At 36.6% G+C, this 13981-nt stretch carries 12 protein-coding genes; all 12 read right to left on the reverse strand.

Annotated features, from left to right (window positions below; genetic code table 11):
- Positions 1 to 133: 133 nt before the first annotated feature.
- The gene (locus tag NL42_RS04160; protein WP_003651066.1) at positions 134 to 397 is read right to left on the reverse strand and encodes a PAAR domain-containing protein; all 264 of its coding nucleotides are present in this window, start codon (positions 395 to 397) and stop codon (positions 134 to 136) included.
- A gap of 16 nt (positions 398 to 413) precedes the next feature.
- Positions 414 to 1181, reverse strand: a complete 768-nt coding sequence (locus NL42_RS04165) for an OmpA family protein (protein ID WP_461311865.1) — start codon at positions 1179 to 1181, stop codon at positions 414 to 416.
- A gap of 2 nt (positions 1182 to 1183) precedes the next feature.
- Positions 1184 to 2143 carry a type VI secretion system-associated protein TagF gene (gene tagF, locus NL42_RS04170; protein WP_005047747.1) on the reverse strand — a complete coding sequence of 320 codons (960 nt, stop codon included), beginning with the start codon at positions 2141 to 2143 and terminating at the stop codon, positions 1184 to 1186.
- Between the two features lie 37 nt (positions 2144 to 2180).
- Positions 2181 to 6002, reverse strand: a complete 3822-nt coding sequence (gene tssM / locus NL42_RS04175; RefSeq protein WP_461311866.1) for a type VI secretion system membrane subunit TssM — start codon at positions 6000 to 6002, stop codon at positions 2181 to 2183.
- Positions 6003 to 6032: 30 nt separating this feature from the next.
- Positions 6033 to 7442, reverse strand: coding sequence for a hypothetical protein (locus NL42_RS04180; RefSeq protein WP_461311867.1), 1410 nt, complete (start codon positions 7440 to 7442; stop codon positions 6033 to 6035).
- A complete protein-coding gene (gene tssG / locus NL42_RS04185) occupies positions 7439 to 8437 on the reverse strand; it encodes a type VI secretion system baseplate subunit TssG (protein ID WP_461311868.1) in 999 nt (332 codons plus the stop codon). Before tssG ends, NL42_RS04180 begins: the two co-directional genes overlap by 4 nt.
- Positions 8401 to 10212: a type VI secretion system baseplate subunit TssF gene (gene tssF / locus NL42_RS04190; protein ID WP_461311869.1), complete on the reverse strand. Its 1812-nt coding sequence runs from the start codon at positions 10210 to 10212 to the stop codon at positions 8401 to 8403. Before tssF ends, tssG begins: the two co-directional genes overlap by 37 nt.
- A gap of 16 nt (positions 10213 to 10228) precedes the next feature.
- On the reverse strand, positions 10229 to 10705 hold the full coding sequence (gene tssE, locus NL42_RS04195; protein WP_016138591.1) for a type VI secretion system baseplate subunit TssE: 477 nt from the start codon (positions 10703 to 10705) through the stop codon (positions 10229 to 10231).
- 78 nt (positions 10706 to 10783) lie between these two features.
- Positions 10784 to 11287 (reverse strand): Hcp family type VI secretion system effector, encoded by a 504-nt coding sequence (locus NL42_RS04200; RefSeq protein ID WP_003651052.1) that lies wholly within the window; start codon positions 11285 to 11287, stop codon positions 10784 to 10786.
- A gap of 49 nt (positions 11288 to 11336) precedes the next feature.
- Complete coding sequence (gene tssC / locus NL42_RS04205; protein ID WP_016138593.1) at positions 11337 to 12818, reverse strand: type VI secretion system contractile sheath large subunit; 1482 nt, start codon at positions 12816 to 12818, stop codon at positions 11337 to 11339.
- A complete protein-coding gene (gene tssB / locus NL42_RS04210) occupies positions 12811 to 13314 on the reverse strand; it encodes a type VI secretion system contractile sheath small subunit (RefSeq protein ID WP_003651049.1) in 504 nt (167 codons plus the stop codon). Before tssB ends, tssC begins: the two co-directional genes overlap by 8 nt.
- Positions 13315 to 13330: 16 nt before the next feature.
- Positions 13331 to 13981, reverse strand: a 651-nt coding sequence (locus tag NL42_RS04215; protein WP_461311870.1) for a hypothetical protein, incomplete at its 5' end; no start/stop codon positions are given.

The following is a 13981-nucleotide window of genomic DNA, read 5'->3' on the forward strand; positions in this document are numbered from 1 at the left end:
TAAATAATTTAATGCTTAAAATCATAATGCCTGTATATTAACAAAATTCAGCTTTATCAGACAAACTACTCATCATTTCAAGCGTTAATATGTTTTAGTAGATATTTATATCTATATAAAAATATCTCTACCCTTATCCTTGATTAACTAAACTCTGTTTTGGTAATAATTTACAACCGCATGATAATGAATCATTTACGCGCGCTCCAGATTTTCCCATAACAAGCATATTCGGATCACCCGATACAATCGTAGAAACCGTTTTGTGTAACGGACAAGTTGCCTTGTCCCCTACACACGCAATTGCAATTCCATCAATTAAAAACGTACTATTACCAGAAATGACTTGCCCTCCACCTGTGGTTGGGCATCCAATCGTAATGTAAGGGCTAGCCATGTTCTTCTCCTTATATTTATAGAACGGTAAACTCAATTCGACGGTTTTTCTTTCTTCCTTCTGGAGAAGTATTATCTGCGACTGGTTTAGAAGAACCTAAACCTTCCGCAGATAAATGGTCTGCCGGAATACTCTTACTAATTAAATAGTTTTTTACTGCCAATGCTCGATCTTGGCTAAGTTTTAAGTTTTTAGTCGCATCGCCGGAACTATCTGTATGTCCTACGATTTTGACTTTTTTACCGCCTACTTTATTTAAAGCAACAGCCATCTCATCTAGAATTTTTTGACCGGCATCAGTTAACACTGCACTGCCAGATTCAAACTCAATAATTCGATTTTTAAGTGCATCATCAATAATTTTCTGTTCAGCCTGATTGACTGATAACTGTGAATACAGTTGATACGGAGGCTGAACTAACCCTTGAAAAGACTGAATGGTCGGCTGAATATCTGCTGGATTCAGCATTTTTCCACTCAACTCAAATCGAGTACCGTTTATGCTTAATTTCCCTTGCGAAACTTTTTTAAGATCAGGTGTAATGACTCGTGTAACAGAATCACTCCATCCATTTGGAGCAGCTACCGGTCTAACTTGTATTTTATCTACAACCTGATCTGCACCATAAACAGACTGCATTTTTAATAAGATAGCCTGTTTACTAGCCTCGTTAGGAACTACACCTTCTACAACAATGGGCTGAGCCAAAGCATAATTAGCAACGGCATAGATAAAACAGCCTTTTATGAGCTGTGAAAGTTTAGTTTGATATCGTTGATTCATTATTATTCACCCAAAAAAGTCTGTCTAAATAGTTTTAAGCCTTGATTTAAACTTAATTGGCGTTGGCATAATGATTGTTCTAGCGTAGCTAAACCAGCATTCTGCTCCAAATAAGTATCAATCCACTGAGCTTCTATTAAAGAAACCCAATGTTTACTATCCATATTCTGAGTAAAAATATCGCTAAGGGCTAAAATATCAGCACCCTGAAAACCGAAGAATAATACGGGTTGCTCTCGATGTAACAAGCCGATGAGTACCTCAGTATTATGTTCCTTTAAAAAACGGCAAATAATACTGACCCAAAAAGCTGCTATTTCATAACTGTAAGCAGGATTATTAATAGGCAAAATTAAAACTTTATTTAAGCGGCTGGTTCCATTTTGTAAAATTGGCTGTAGCAATAATCCCAGCCCAATCATACTTTGCGCCAACTCATAAATACTTAACTTCATTAACTGAGCAAATGAGTGCATTGTATGATTTTCATAAAAGCCTACACATTCTCGTTCAGTTAAAACCTGAATTTGATTTTGTAAGTGACCTAATTTTCCAAGTAACAAATCTGAATCTTTAATTCCTTTTAAAGCGCGATTGTTTTGAAATAAATCAACAAGTACATGTTTATAGCTATATGGTGCATATAACAAATTATCATACGGCAAATCAATTTCTAATAAATGGCTCAGCACCATTGGAAAAGATCGACCTGAACTATCTTCACTTGCGAGTAGATTCGCAACCAAAAACATATTTTCTTTTGGATTGGCAATAAAGAAATCCAGTGAAGGCAACGTACTATAAGCTTCTTTAAAGCTGCCCGATTGCATCGCATATTCCAGTGCTTCAGTAATCCACTGATCAAGCAATTGTATTAAAGCATTCTGACCTTTTGTTTTTAAAAAGTCGCCTCGTGCAGGACTTTTGCCATAATACAAAGGAGTTGTTTTTAATGTTTGCATTATTGTTCCTCCTTTCGCATAGAGGTTATTTTCCATATCATGGTTTAACTCCCGCAGAAGGCTGAGCGAGTCCTGCAACAGGATTTTCAGTTCTTGCTGGAGCGGCAGCTTGAGCTGGCGCTTGCTGAGCAGACACCACTCGAGCGGCCTTATCGGCAGTGACCTTATCAACCAGTTGCATACCAGAATAACCACGGCTTGAACCAATGCTGCCTGAATTACTGCTAATTAGACGGAAATTCATTTTTACAACTAATGATGGATCGGTCTTACTACGCCAAAGCATTTCAAATCCGCCATTTTGTTCTTTACGCTGAGCACTATCAATTAAACGGTTAATACCATACTCACCTGGCTCATCAAAAATCGTGTGCGTTTGACCTTGTAAATCCACAGCAGTAATACGAGCACCCGGAATGCTTCCTTGGTTTGGCCAAATGAAGTTAACCCACTGTTGAACACCGTTTTCATAAGTCATACGCTGACCATCGATATCAACGGTATATGAAAGTAACTGTGGGTTTGGAATTGGGTAGAACTGGAAGTTCGATTGATTGGTTGCTGGTGCTGCTGGAGCTTGACTATTCAACTCACCTGTTGCCATACCATTTGATGGAGTAACATATCTTTGGAAATTCATGACGAATTGAGGATTTAAACTAATTCCTAAATCTTTCCATGTTTTAGACGTTAACGTATAACCACGACGGATCACAAATGGATCAAGGCTTTCTTTTACAAAGCGTGAAATACTACCGTTCTCACCCAAGATTTGACCAATTTCACTACTTGTCGCTTGCAAAGAAGCTGATGAGTTAAATGGATATTTCTTGGCAAGATTTGCTGTAAATGGCTGATAAGCTTGCATTACCCACAATTTATTAATTTCATCTTGCGTCGGTGTAATTAAACTCTCGAAAGCCTGCGTAAGTGGACTAACCACCAATTTTTGTAATAATCGCTGATCAATTTCATTGAAACCAACCGCCATTTTTTCATCTACAATTTTTTGCGTCTGGTTAAATACAGAAGTTTGCTCATTAAGGGTTTGCTTGACTAATGTCATCGCATTAGGCCCAACTTCACCTGCATTCTTAAGCTCGTTAAACTTGCTACGAACTAGAGCTAAATTTGTCATATATTCATCAAGTAATGATTTACCTTGTTGATCATCGCGTTTGCGAACCAACTGATAGAACATTTGATATTCTTGAGAAATAGCGCCCTGAGCATTAGTCGCCACTTGATTAGCAGTCTTATCATCATGATTTAAAACTTTACGTTTAAACCACGCGACAAATCCTTTTTGTGGAGCTGCGAGCTCTGCTTGCACAACAGGATTATCCCAGTTCGTTTCGATTGCCACTCTTTCAATTAAGGTACGAATTGGAGAGTTCTGTGGCTCACCTAAAACATCAATATTTTTTACTTGCTGAGGGAATTGGGCAGCTTTAGCATAATGAATACCGCTTAAGAATTTTCTCCATTCCGCAATATATTCTTGCTTATAGAGTGCTGTCAGTTGCTTTCTAATTTGTTCAGGGCTGCCTGAGAAAGTTAAATCATCAGATTGACGGCTATTTAACACCCAGTCTTTACTATCTGTTGGCTTATCTGCGGCTTCTTCAATCGCCTTTTCTACATAGTCATTCCATGCTTTTTGAGTAAATACGCCTGGCAATGCATAACTGCCTAATACAACATTTTTATTTGCTTCACCCACAATCTGACTTACCGTCAATGCAGGGAAACGTACCGCAGCACGCATTTTTATTTCGTTATAAACCCGATCACGCGCAGGCATTCCTCTGACAACAGAGAGCAACACTTGACGTGTTTGATCAACAATTTGCGAATCTGCATCTAAAATTGGGAATTGTTTGTCATTTGCTAAAGTCATTGCATATGACAAGATCTGTTCAGCTTCCTGAATCATATCTGCACGCGGCATTTGCCCTTTATTGGCATCAAGCCAAGAACGCCAGAAACGCGTAACCTGATCGCTTAAATGACTTGCATCCATATATTGCGGATTACTCATCATTAAATATGCTTTTAATGCATTGTAAGCATCTTGAGGATTTGTGTCTGAAGGTTCTAAATATTGTTGAGACTGAGCAGTTTGTTTAATCTCAACATTCGTATGATTGGCTTTTAATGTTACTTCATTATTTTTTACGCGTTGCAAATATTGAGCAATATTTTGCTGTGTCGGTGTTAAGACAATTTGCCTAACGCCTTTTAAATATTCCGCTTTTAGTTTTTCACGAAGTTCGTTGCCCTGATATAAACCAAAACTAAACTTAAGTGGTCTATTTTCATCAAACTCATCTAACTGCTGTAGACGTCTTTGAAGAATAAGTAAAGCTTCTAATTGGGTTGATAATTGCTGGCCTGAAGATTTTTCTAATTGAACAACCTTATTTAAATCTGCTTGAACTTCAGCAATTAATTGCTGGTTATTGCGATATGACCAAACCCAGACACCAAGAATAATTGAAACACCGGCTAAAGCACCAATAAATGCAATGTAACGCTGACGCTTTCTGCCAGCATTTACATGCTGTTTAACAAGATCTTTATCTTTTAAAATAACATCTGAAAATAGACCATTTAAGAAATAACCGTGGTTAGGGGTAATTTTTGAATGATGTTTTAAATCACTTTGAGCAATCTGAGTCAGCTGGAATTCTTGTGCAATTTGCTCCGTCATTGGACTTTCAATGACACCTTCTTGCAAAGCACTAGTGAAGTAAAACCCACGGAAAACTGGTTGAAATTGATATGGATTATCTTCAAAAAGTGTCGCAATAAAGCTCTTTAAAGCTGGTTTTAATGTTTTAAATTCTAATGGGAAAGTCATTACACTTGGAGAGATATTCTGCGAATGGCGGCGACTTAAATGAGTCGAACTTACCCCTTTTAAACCATCGTAAAGAATATTGTAATGTTTCTCGAATAAATCTACGGCATTGTGCGAAGAACTCTGTTCATAAGGAAGAGTCGCACCCCAAGCTTGGTTATATTCCTGAGCTTCATAAAATTCAAAAAACTCTGTAAAACCTGCAATCAAATCCATCTTTGAAAAGACTAAATAGACAGGCACAACCACTTCTAAACGCTCAGTTAAATCTTGAATACGAGCACGTAAATTTTTAGCAAGCTTTAACGAATTTTCAGGACTTTGACTAATCAGCTCAGCAATACTGACAATTAAAATCAAACCATTGACCGGAGCTTTAGAACGGTTCTTTTTTAGAATATTTAAGAAACCTAACCACTCAGAATGATCTTCGCTATAAACAGAATAACGACCAGCTGTATCGAGTAAAATACCTTCTGTAGAGAAAAACCAGTCACAATTTCGAGTACCGCTTAACCCAGCAGATACCATTTTCTGATGCGTTTCTTCAAAAGGAAACTTTAAACCAGAGTTATAAATAGCTGAACTTTTACCTGCAGCGGGGTTACCAATAACCATATACCAAGGAAGCTCATATAGTGCAGCATTCCCTTTTTTATCACCCAACTTAGATTTACGAATCAGTTGAATTGATTCTTTCATTTGTTGATTAACAAGCTGAAGCTCTTCTTTATCTTTATTTTTTCCGTACTCAGCTTGATTATCTTTTTCAATCGCTTCAGCTAACTCTTCACCTTGAGCCGCATGTTTTCTTCGTTGAATAAGCCAATAGATACCATAAACAATAAGACCCAAAGCATAGGCAGTCGCTAAAGCCCAGAATATATGACGGGGAATTGAAGTATATGAAGACATCAATGCCACGAACAATGACAAGGCGATAATTGCTTTAGGATTCGTGATGTACTGCCACAAGTAGCCTAAAATTGTATGCATTCTATTCTCGTTCTAAGTCCAAAGTTTAAATTAGTTATTCAACACCATCACATCATCTTCTGAATTTTCGGTGACATGCCGCACAAATGTATGTGCTGACACCGTATTTTCACCAAAGACAAAAGGAATGATATGTTCAGGGAAATGCATACTCAGCATAAAGCCATAAATATCAGCTAAATGTTGGGTATGCCCTAATGAAGATTTCACATAAATATAGTGATGCGGTTCTACAGGTGTTTTAAGAAAGTGTTGCTGCAATTTCTTTGAAAATTTTATATCCGTCTGATCTGACAATATCAGCACATAAGGTTCCTCACCCTCATGCTGAGGTAAATCATTAAATTCAAAATTAGTAAAAAGCTTCTCTGTATCAGGTTGGCCTACAACAACTTTCAGATTTTTAGTAGGTTCTAATTCTTGAATTTTTACTAAAGGATCTGCAAGTAAACAGCTTGCTGCAAATTCAGCAGGAATATAATCTTTAATCATCCAAGATTTTTCATCGACTAGATCTTGATCAATCTCCGAATCAGCGACGACTAAAAAGAACATCTCATGCTCTCTTTTATGAATGCCTTTTAATAGGTGTATCAACTCTTGGTAAGCTAATTGCTCTCCAAAAAAATGATATTCAATATGAACCTTTTGCGGAGCAATACCAATCTCAGCAAAGAACTCTAAAATTAATTCATTACTTTGATCATCATTCCAGATATGTAGTAAATCCTCCGAAAGAAGGATGTGTAAATTTAAACGATTTAAACGGTAAACTTCGACTACAGACATTTGAGCATCGTCATATTCAGACTCGGGATCAACCCATGCCGGATGCATATGATATTCACGAGATTGTTGCGACTCATAAAATAAAGTCGAACGTTTTAAATGCTCTGCAAGAAGATATAAATTTTCTACATTTTGTTCTAATTGTTGTTGTATTAATGACATCATACGAACTTGTCGTGGGGATGAGTAATCACTCTCCTCATGATTGTCTTCATCCAAGTCTTTAATACGATAAGATAATAGAGGCAATCCATAAGAATTTAACAGTTGATCATCTAACTCCGGGCTTTTGAAGTTTTGTAGCTGCTCAATAATTGTTTCATTCTCACCTAATGCATGTACGGCAAAAGCAGAGTAAATATTAAAATCTAACTGTTCGAGTGGTGCGTCAATTACAGTGGTTTGTTTTTGATTAGCATCATCTTTATTTTGATTTATAGATTGTTCTTTTTTATCTTTGTAAGTTTTATAGGCACTATAAATTAACCAAGGCGATAAGATCACCAAGGTAATAATTGCTGGCAATAATAAGAAATAAAGGAAAAAGTCACCTTTATCAGGGTTATATTGAACGTCACGCCAGTAGAAAATAATAACTCCACTAACCACTGAAAAAATAGCAATAAATGAGAGTAATATTTTTTTAATCATATTCTCTCTCCAATAAGGCTATAGCAAGTTTCATGACTATATACTTTTGGTTGTCGTGATATGAGAAAAGAACCCTGCCCTAAACCATTCTGGTTATTCTTAGTTAAGCAAATAGGTTGTATTTCTGACTCATCTAATACGAGCCGCAGATCTATCGATAAAGTTGGACTACACCACGTTTCTACAATTTTTTTTAGTTTTAAACTCAACTCTTGATTTGGGAGGAAATTTAAATATTGCTGACGCTTTAGTGGTCCAATCTGAATTTCAATTTTTCCATCAATTTGCTGAATAGTTTCCCCACAAAACGTATTAATGCCAAGTAAGCTCGGCTGACTTCCACCTAAAGTCGTTAATTGATCACTCGCTAACTTAAAAGATTCTTGTATAAACTCTTTAATCGTAATTTCATGCTTAAAAATACAGGACAGCATCGTTTTTAATGCATGAACTGTATTATTCTGGCCCTGCATTAATCCAGAAAACTCTGCAAAATAGTCATCAAGCTCTGTTTGCTGATGTTGGGAGCGCACATAGCCATTCAACGCATGCAGAATATCTAAATAATCGTTTTTATACTCAGTCTCATATCGAATCGGTAAATTATATGTAATGCTAGACTCTACATATTGAGCAGTAAGCTTATGGTTAAATAAACTCAGAAACTCTTTAGTTTCAGCTCTTTGCTGCCGTGGGGCCTGTTTAATCTTATTGGTATATGTATAAGGTAAAGCACCTTGTATACCCGTAAGCCCAACGATTAAATTCGTGACATAAATCCGCTTATCTGATAATTCTAAATTTTCAATTTCCGTAGCAGGGAAATTTAAATTAAAGGATGTCTCAAACTTGAAATGATCACTCCAAGATGAACCAACTGCGTGACTTGAATCGTGCCTTAATAAGCGTGTTGCTTGGATAAACTCAAAAGACTTTGGCTTTGTAAACAACTCAGCTGTTATAGAAGAGTCTTGCCACCAACGTTCTGACTGCATTGGTATAACTCCTGCTGAGATGAATAATCCTTAACAACCAAATCAACAAAACTATTAATTTGAACCTTTAAATTAAAAACACGACTTAACAATTGGCTAAAAATGTATAGGCTATGCCCTCTAAATACAGATGAATCAATTTGCAACTCGGCCTTCACCCCCCTTACAAACATTGGGAATGGTTTACCATCTACCAGTTTGTGAGTAAGTGAAAACTCAAGATGTTTAATTGATTCAATAATTAGATAATTTTCTTTTGATAGCGGTAAGTTATATAAAGCAAGTAACTCTTTAATATGAGATACCGCATCACCTTTCATTAGAGCTAAACTATTTAATGAAAGATGCGAAATAACACGCCACTGCTCACTCTGACTTTGACCAAATTGATATGGTTTTGTAGGTCTTTTTAAAACAATGGCGCGTCTAGCCAAACTACTGTCATTCAAGTTCAATATATTATTAGACTGCCCCAATGCTTCATGTGGTAAGTCACGATTTGAGCATAATAATTTTGTACTAATAAAATCTGAACGTGTTGAAGAAGGATTTAAATTCTTGGAAATAATTGAATATCCCATTTCAACAAAATTCGGTTGGAGTTTTTGATAGTTTACCGAATAGAAAAAGCGCGCCTTGTCTACATGGTAATGACTCATCGCGAAAAAAGGCAGTACAGGAACATAGCTTTCTTCGTGACTGGTTTTTTCACGCACCATATTCATTTCAGTAATTGAATAGACTTGATAAAACTCAGGATGATGTGCATCTGTAATTAATGGATATTCTAATTGCTTGTGTACGATCTTTTGAGGTTCAGCATATTTTTCAAATAAATTAATGACTGGTGTAGTAAACAATTTAAAATTAGCGACATTTAATTCAGAATAATTTCGAACTACGGCTTGATCATTTAAATTTAATTTAAAATGGATAAGCAGTTCAAAATCACTCTCTTCTAGAGATAAATTCTTTAAAAAGTCTAAATCTAGCTTAAGATAATTGAATTTTTCAGGAAAACAGAAATACTCCATGAGCAAACGATACGCATGATGAGTATGCTGATCGAGTGGTAATAAACTTTCTTGTTCTAAAAAACCAGTTAGCTCAAATGGATTTTTATCCAGCGCTACAACTTTCTGCCCTATTCTGATGGCAAAAGTTGTTCCCTTCTTAAAAATACTGTCTAGTACTTGAAGCGGAAAATTAGAAATTGCATCTAAATAAATAGGAAGTTTTTCATTTACTAAACATAAATGAGCATGATTAAAAATTTCAAACTTAAAACTTAAAGTCGCATTTTGACTTAAATGTACATGTGCACTAGGTGTACTTTTGAACTCTAACGCTTGCAAACTTATCGGGAGTAATTTGATTTCTTGCGTGGTATTAAACTCACACTGAACGCCTTTAAAACTGCGAGACTTCAAAACCGTATGTGTAGGCACAACATGAGCTTCTGTGAGCTGTTTGATTTTATTTATATCTTCGAAACTTACCACCGAACAAGCTGGAAAATGTCGTAAGTATTGAGGAAACATCACCTCAAATAAAGAACGTGTAAATACGTCATAACTATCAGCAAGTTTTTTATCAATGCGAGCAGCAATTAATGAAAACGCCTGTATGAGACGCTCAATATGCGGATCATCAATTTGCTCTTGATTTAACGATAAACGCTGAGCAATTTTCGGATATTTTTGGGCAAATTCTCGAGATTGCTGACCAAATTCTTGTAGTTGTTTTTCGTAAAACGGTAAAAGCTCTTCTATCACAACACACCCACTAAGCTTAGGTTCTCGCCGAAATTACATATTGTTGCGTTGTCGGTTTTAGCAATGCATCAAAAACGACAGGTTCGTACAGTGGATGAATATTTAGATAAGCCTGAATGCTTAAACACAATGCCCCCATATTATGTCCATCCAACAACATCTCTACCCGTATTTGTCTTAATCTAGGTTCATGAGCTGCTATTGATTGTTCAATTGATTGACAAATCTTGTCTCGATCTAGCGGATTGGCTGTAGAAAGCCCCACAAAATCAATAATCCCGAACTGAAGTATAGATTTTTTAACCAATGGATAATCATCGACCACGTGATCTAATTTAGCGACACGACTATTCAGCAAGTCTTCTAAATCATTTGCTACCGATTCTCTTAATTGCTGAATAGAAAGACCCTTTTCATAATCTTCACTTTCAGGAATTAAGCGATCAAACAAAGTTGAACGAAATCCGTATGGATAAAGCCGATCTAAATTCATTCGAGTTCACAACAAGCATGCTTAAAGACAGCAGAGGCTAACTTTATGTCAGCCTCCACCAAATATTCACTTGAATAATTATGCTGCGTAAGAAGCAGTATTATTAGAAAGTGACCATTTCTTAGTAACAGCACCTTTAGCAGTACCGTTAATATCTTGTTGGTTATATGTCCACTCAACAGCTGCGTATTTCAAACCAAACGCTTCAGTTGGAACACCTTCTTCGTTAACTGTTGGAGTTACGCTAGAAACTAGAACATGCTTCAATTTAATTTGTAAGTACTTGATACGTTTATCGCCATTCGCACGATAAAAATCAATTTGTACTTCATCAAATGTATAACCAGCTGAACACGCTTCCCATAATTTTGGGCTAGTTGCATCTAGGTCTTTAATAAAAAGCATATCTGAATGTTCAACACGTTCAGCAGTATGACCACCAACACTACTTGAAGTAGCAGATTTAGGTTGACGAATGTTGTGAGACCAAGAGTTAACTTCTAACCAGCCTTTGTGCTCAGAGTCACGAGACTCGCCATCAACTTTATATTTACCGCGAAACTCAACGTATATATCTTTCATTTAGAACTTTCCTATTTTTAATTTAAAGTTATTCTTTCGCTGACCTTTATTAATTTGAGGACTGAGGTAACTCAGTGACAAGTCGCAAAGAAACTGACAACTCATCCAGCTGGAAGTGTGGTCGCAAGAAAACCACAGACTTGTAGTGACCTGGTTGAGCAGGATCTTCTACAACTTTTACAGACGCTTCACGTAGAGGGTATTGAGCTTTTGCTTCTTGAGAAGCGCCATCATCAAGCAATACATACTGTGATAACCACTCATTTAAAAATGCTTCAACATTTCCAGCAGAAGCAAAACTACCCACTTTATCTCTCATCATTGCTTTTAAATAATGAGCAATACGTGAAACAGCCATGATGTACTGAATTTGACTTGATAAAGCAGAGTTAGCATTTGCTGTATCATTGTCATATTTTTTAGGTTTTTGAGTTGATTGCGCGCCAAAGAAAGCAGCGTAATCGGTATTTTTACAATGCACTAAAGGGATAAAGCCCAAATCGCTTAATTCTTTTTCACGACGGTCAGTAATCGCAATTTCTGTTGGGCACTTGAATACCACTTCGCCATCTTGTGTTTTAAAAGTATGAACAGGTAAACCTTCGACTAAACCACCACCTTCAACACCACGAATTGCAGCACACCAACCATGCATATCAAATGCATTTGTTAAACGGGTACCGAAAGCATAAGCAGCATTCATCCACAAATATTCATTATGATTTGCACCCGAAACATCTTCAGCAAAGTTAAACCCTTCTGTAGCTGTTCCTTCCTTTGGATGGTAAGGAAGACGACCAAGCACATGCGGCAATGTTAATGCGACATAACGAGAGTCTTCACTGTCACGGAATGAACGCCATTGAACATATTCAGCCGTTTCGAAGATTTTTGAAACATCTCTAGGGCGATCGATATCTGTAAATGACTCAAGACCCAAAATGCTTGGGCTAGCAGCTGAAACAAATGGTGCGTGAGCTGCTGCTGCTACATGAGAGATTTGCTCAAGCAAATACATATCAGAAGGCGTACGGTCAAACTCAAAATCACCAATGAGTGCTGAATATGGCGCACCACCAAAAGACCCATACTCTTCTTCATAGATTTTTTTGAATAAAGTGCTTTGATCAAAGTCTGTAGCACCTTGAAAATCTTTTACCAACTCTTTTTTAGTCGTATTTAACATACGAATTTTAATGAGCGGATTAGATGGTGTTTCTTGACAGAAGTAGTAAAGACCACGCCAAGTTGACTCAATCTTTTGAAATTGCTCATTGTGCATGATCTGACTTAATTGATTTGAAATCAGTGCATCAATTTCGGCAATACGCTTATCAATTGATAAAGTCATATTTTCAGAAACTGTAATTGTTCCTGCCATTACTTCTTTGGCAAGTTCACCGATTAAGCTTTTTGCACGCGTATGTTCTTCTTCATTTCGAGCAATACGGCTTTCTTCAACAATCGAGTCTAAAAGATTAACTTGTTCATTTTCAACAAGTGGCATTGCTGCCGATTGAGCATTATTCATGATCAGCCTCCGCACTTAATTTACGAATTTGATCTGTACTCTTAAGCACTTCATCAAGTAAGTCTTCTAAACGTTCACTGTTAGAAATCTTATTTCTTAAATCTGTTAAGCGTTCACGCGCTTCAACGAGTTTCTTTAATGGGTCAACCTGTTGAACAACATTTTCTGGGCGAAAATCTTCCATTGACTTAAATGTTAAATCAACTGCAATTCTCCCACCCTCTTCAGTCAACGTATTATCTACCTGAAAAGCAGCTCTTGGAGACAATGACTCCATAACTTCATCAATATTATCTAAATCGACATTAATGAATTTTTTATCTTTTAATTTTGTACGTTCAAGCTCAGATGCTGCCGAAAAATCACCCATCACACCAACAACAAATGGCAGTTCCTTCGCTTCTTTTGCATCACCAATTTCAACATCATATGTGAGCTGAACACGTGGAGGTCGAATTCGCTGAAGCTTCTTTTGTACGCTTTCTCTCTTAGCCATAAGATTCTATTCCTGATTATTTAATTAAAGGGTCAAAAGGCGAACTTTTTGATTTATTAACATTGGCTACAGGGGCAGTTTTTGGTTTAACCGCAGTTGCTTTTGCTGGAGTTGCTACTCGTTTAGGTGCTGCTCTGGAAGCAGCAACTCTGTTACGCGTTACAGTTTGTTTTTTATAACTTCTTCTTTCGTTATCACCTGAGCCACCTTCTGTAGCTGCCTTAACATTTGAAGTATCAGGCGCAGGCATTGAAGTATGGATATTTTCAATTAACTGTTTAGCAGGTGGATAAGTTACATCGTTGCTTAAATAACGCATTTCCTGACTACGCATTTGCTGCAATGAGTTATTTGCAATACTTACACCAGATAAAAATAAAACATCTGTTATTAATGAACCGCGTATATTTTGACTTTGCAATTGACTTGCCAAATTCAATGCTTTAACTGGTTGATTGGTTTGATAAAACCGCATAGCGGCTTTAGCTAATAAATCATTTTTTTGAGTCGTATTATCACTATCACAAACTTGTTTAAAAATATTCAATAGTTCAGGATCATTCTGACCTTCTGCTAAAGGATTTTTTTTAATACAACTTTTTTTAAGTTTTACAGGCTCAATTTCTGCTGCGTGAGCACCTGATAGACTGATAATGTTTCCAGTCAG

The sequence above is a fragment of the Acinetobacter sp. GN11 genome, from assembly GCF_054823985.1.

Excerpts from the sequence above, each read along its gene's own strand:
- NL42_RS04165 (WP_461311865.1), bottom strand. The coding sequence starts at position 1,181 with ATGAATCAACGATATCAAACTAAACTTTCACAGCTCATAAAAGGCTGT.
- tssB (WP_003651049.1), bottom strand. The coding sequence starts at position 13,314 with ATGGCTAAGAGAGAAAGCGTACAAAAGAAGCTTCAGCGAATTCGACCT.
- NL42_RS04180 (WP_461311867.1), bottom strand. The coding sequence starts at position 7,442 with ATGATTAAAAAAATATTACTCTCATTTATTGCTATTTTTTCAGTGGTT.
- NL42_RS04160 (WP_003651066.1), bottom strand. The coding sequence starts at position 397 with ATGGCTAGCCCTTACATTACGATTGGATGCCCAACCACAGGTGGAGGG.
- tssG (WP_461311868.1), bottom strand. The coding sequence starts at position 8,437 with ATGCAGTCAGAACGTTGGTGGCAAGACTCTTCTATAACAGCTGAGTTG.
- tssE (WP_016138591.1), bottom strand. The coding sequence starts at position 10,705 with ATGAATTTAGATCGGCTTTATCCATACGGATTTCGTTCAACTTTGTTT.
- tssM (WP_461311866.1), bottom strand. The coding sequence starts at position 6,002 with ATGCATACAATTTTAGGCTACTTGTGGCAGTACATCACGAATCCTAAA.
- NL42_RS04200 (WP_003651052.1), bottom strand. The coding sequence starts at position 11,287 with ATGAAAGATATATACGTTGAGTTTCGCGGTAAATATAAAGTTGATGGC.
- tagF (WP_005047747.1), bottom strand. The coding sequence starts at position 2,143 with ATGCAAACATTAAAAACAACTCCTTTGTATTATGGCAAAAGTCCTGCA.
- tssC (WP_016138593.1), bottom strand. The coding sequence starts at position 12,818 with ATGAATAATGCTCAATCGGCAGCAATGCCACTTGTTGAAAATGAACAA.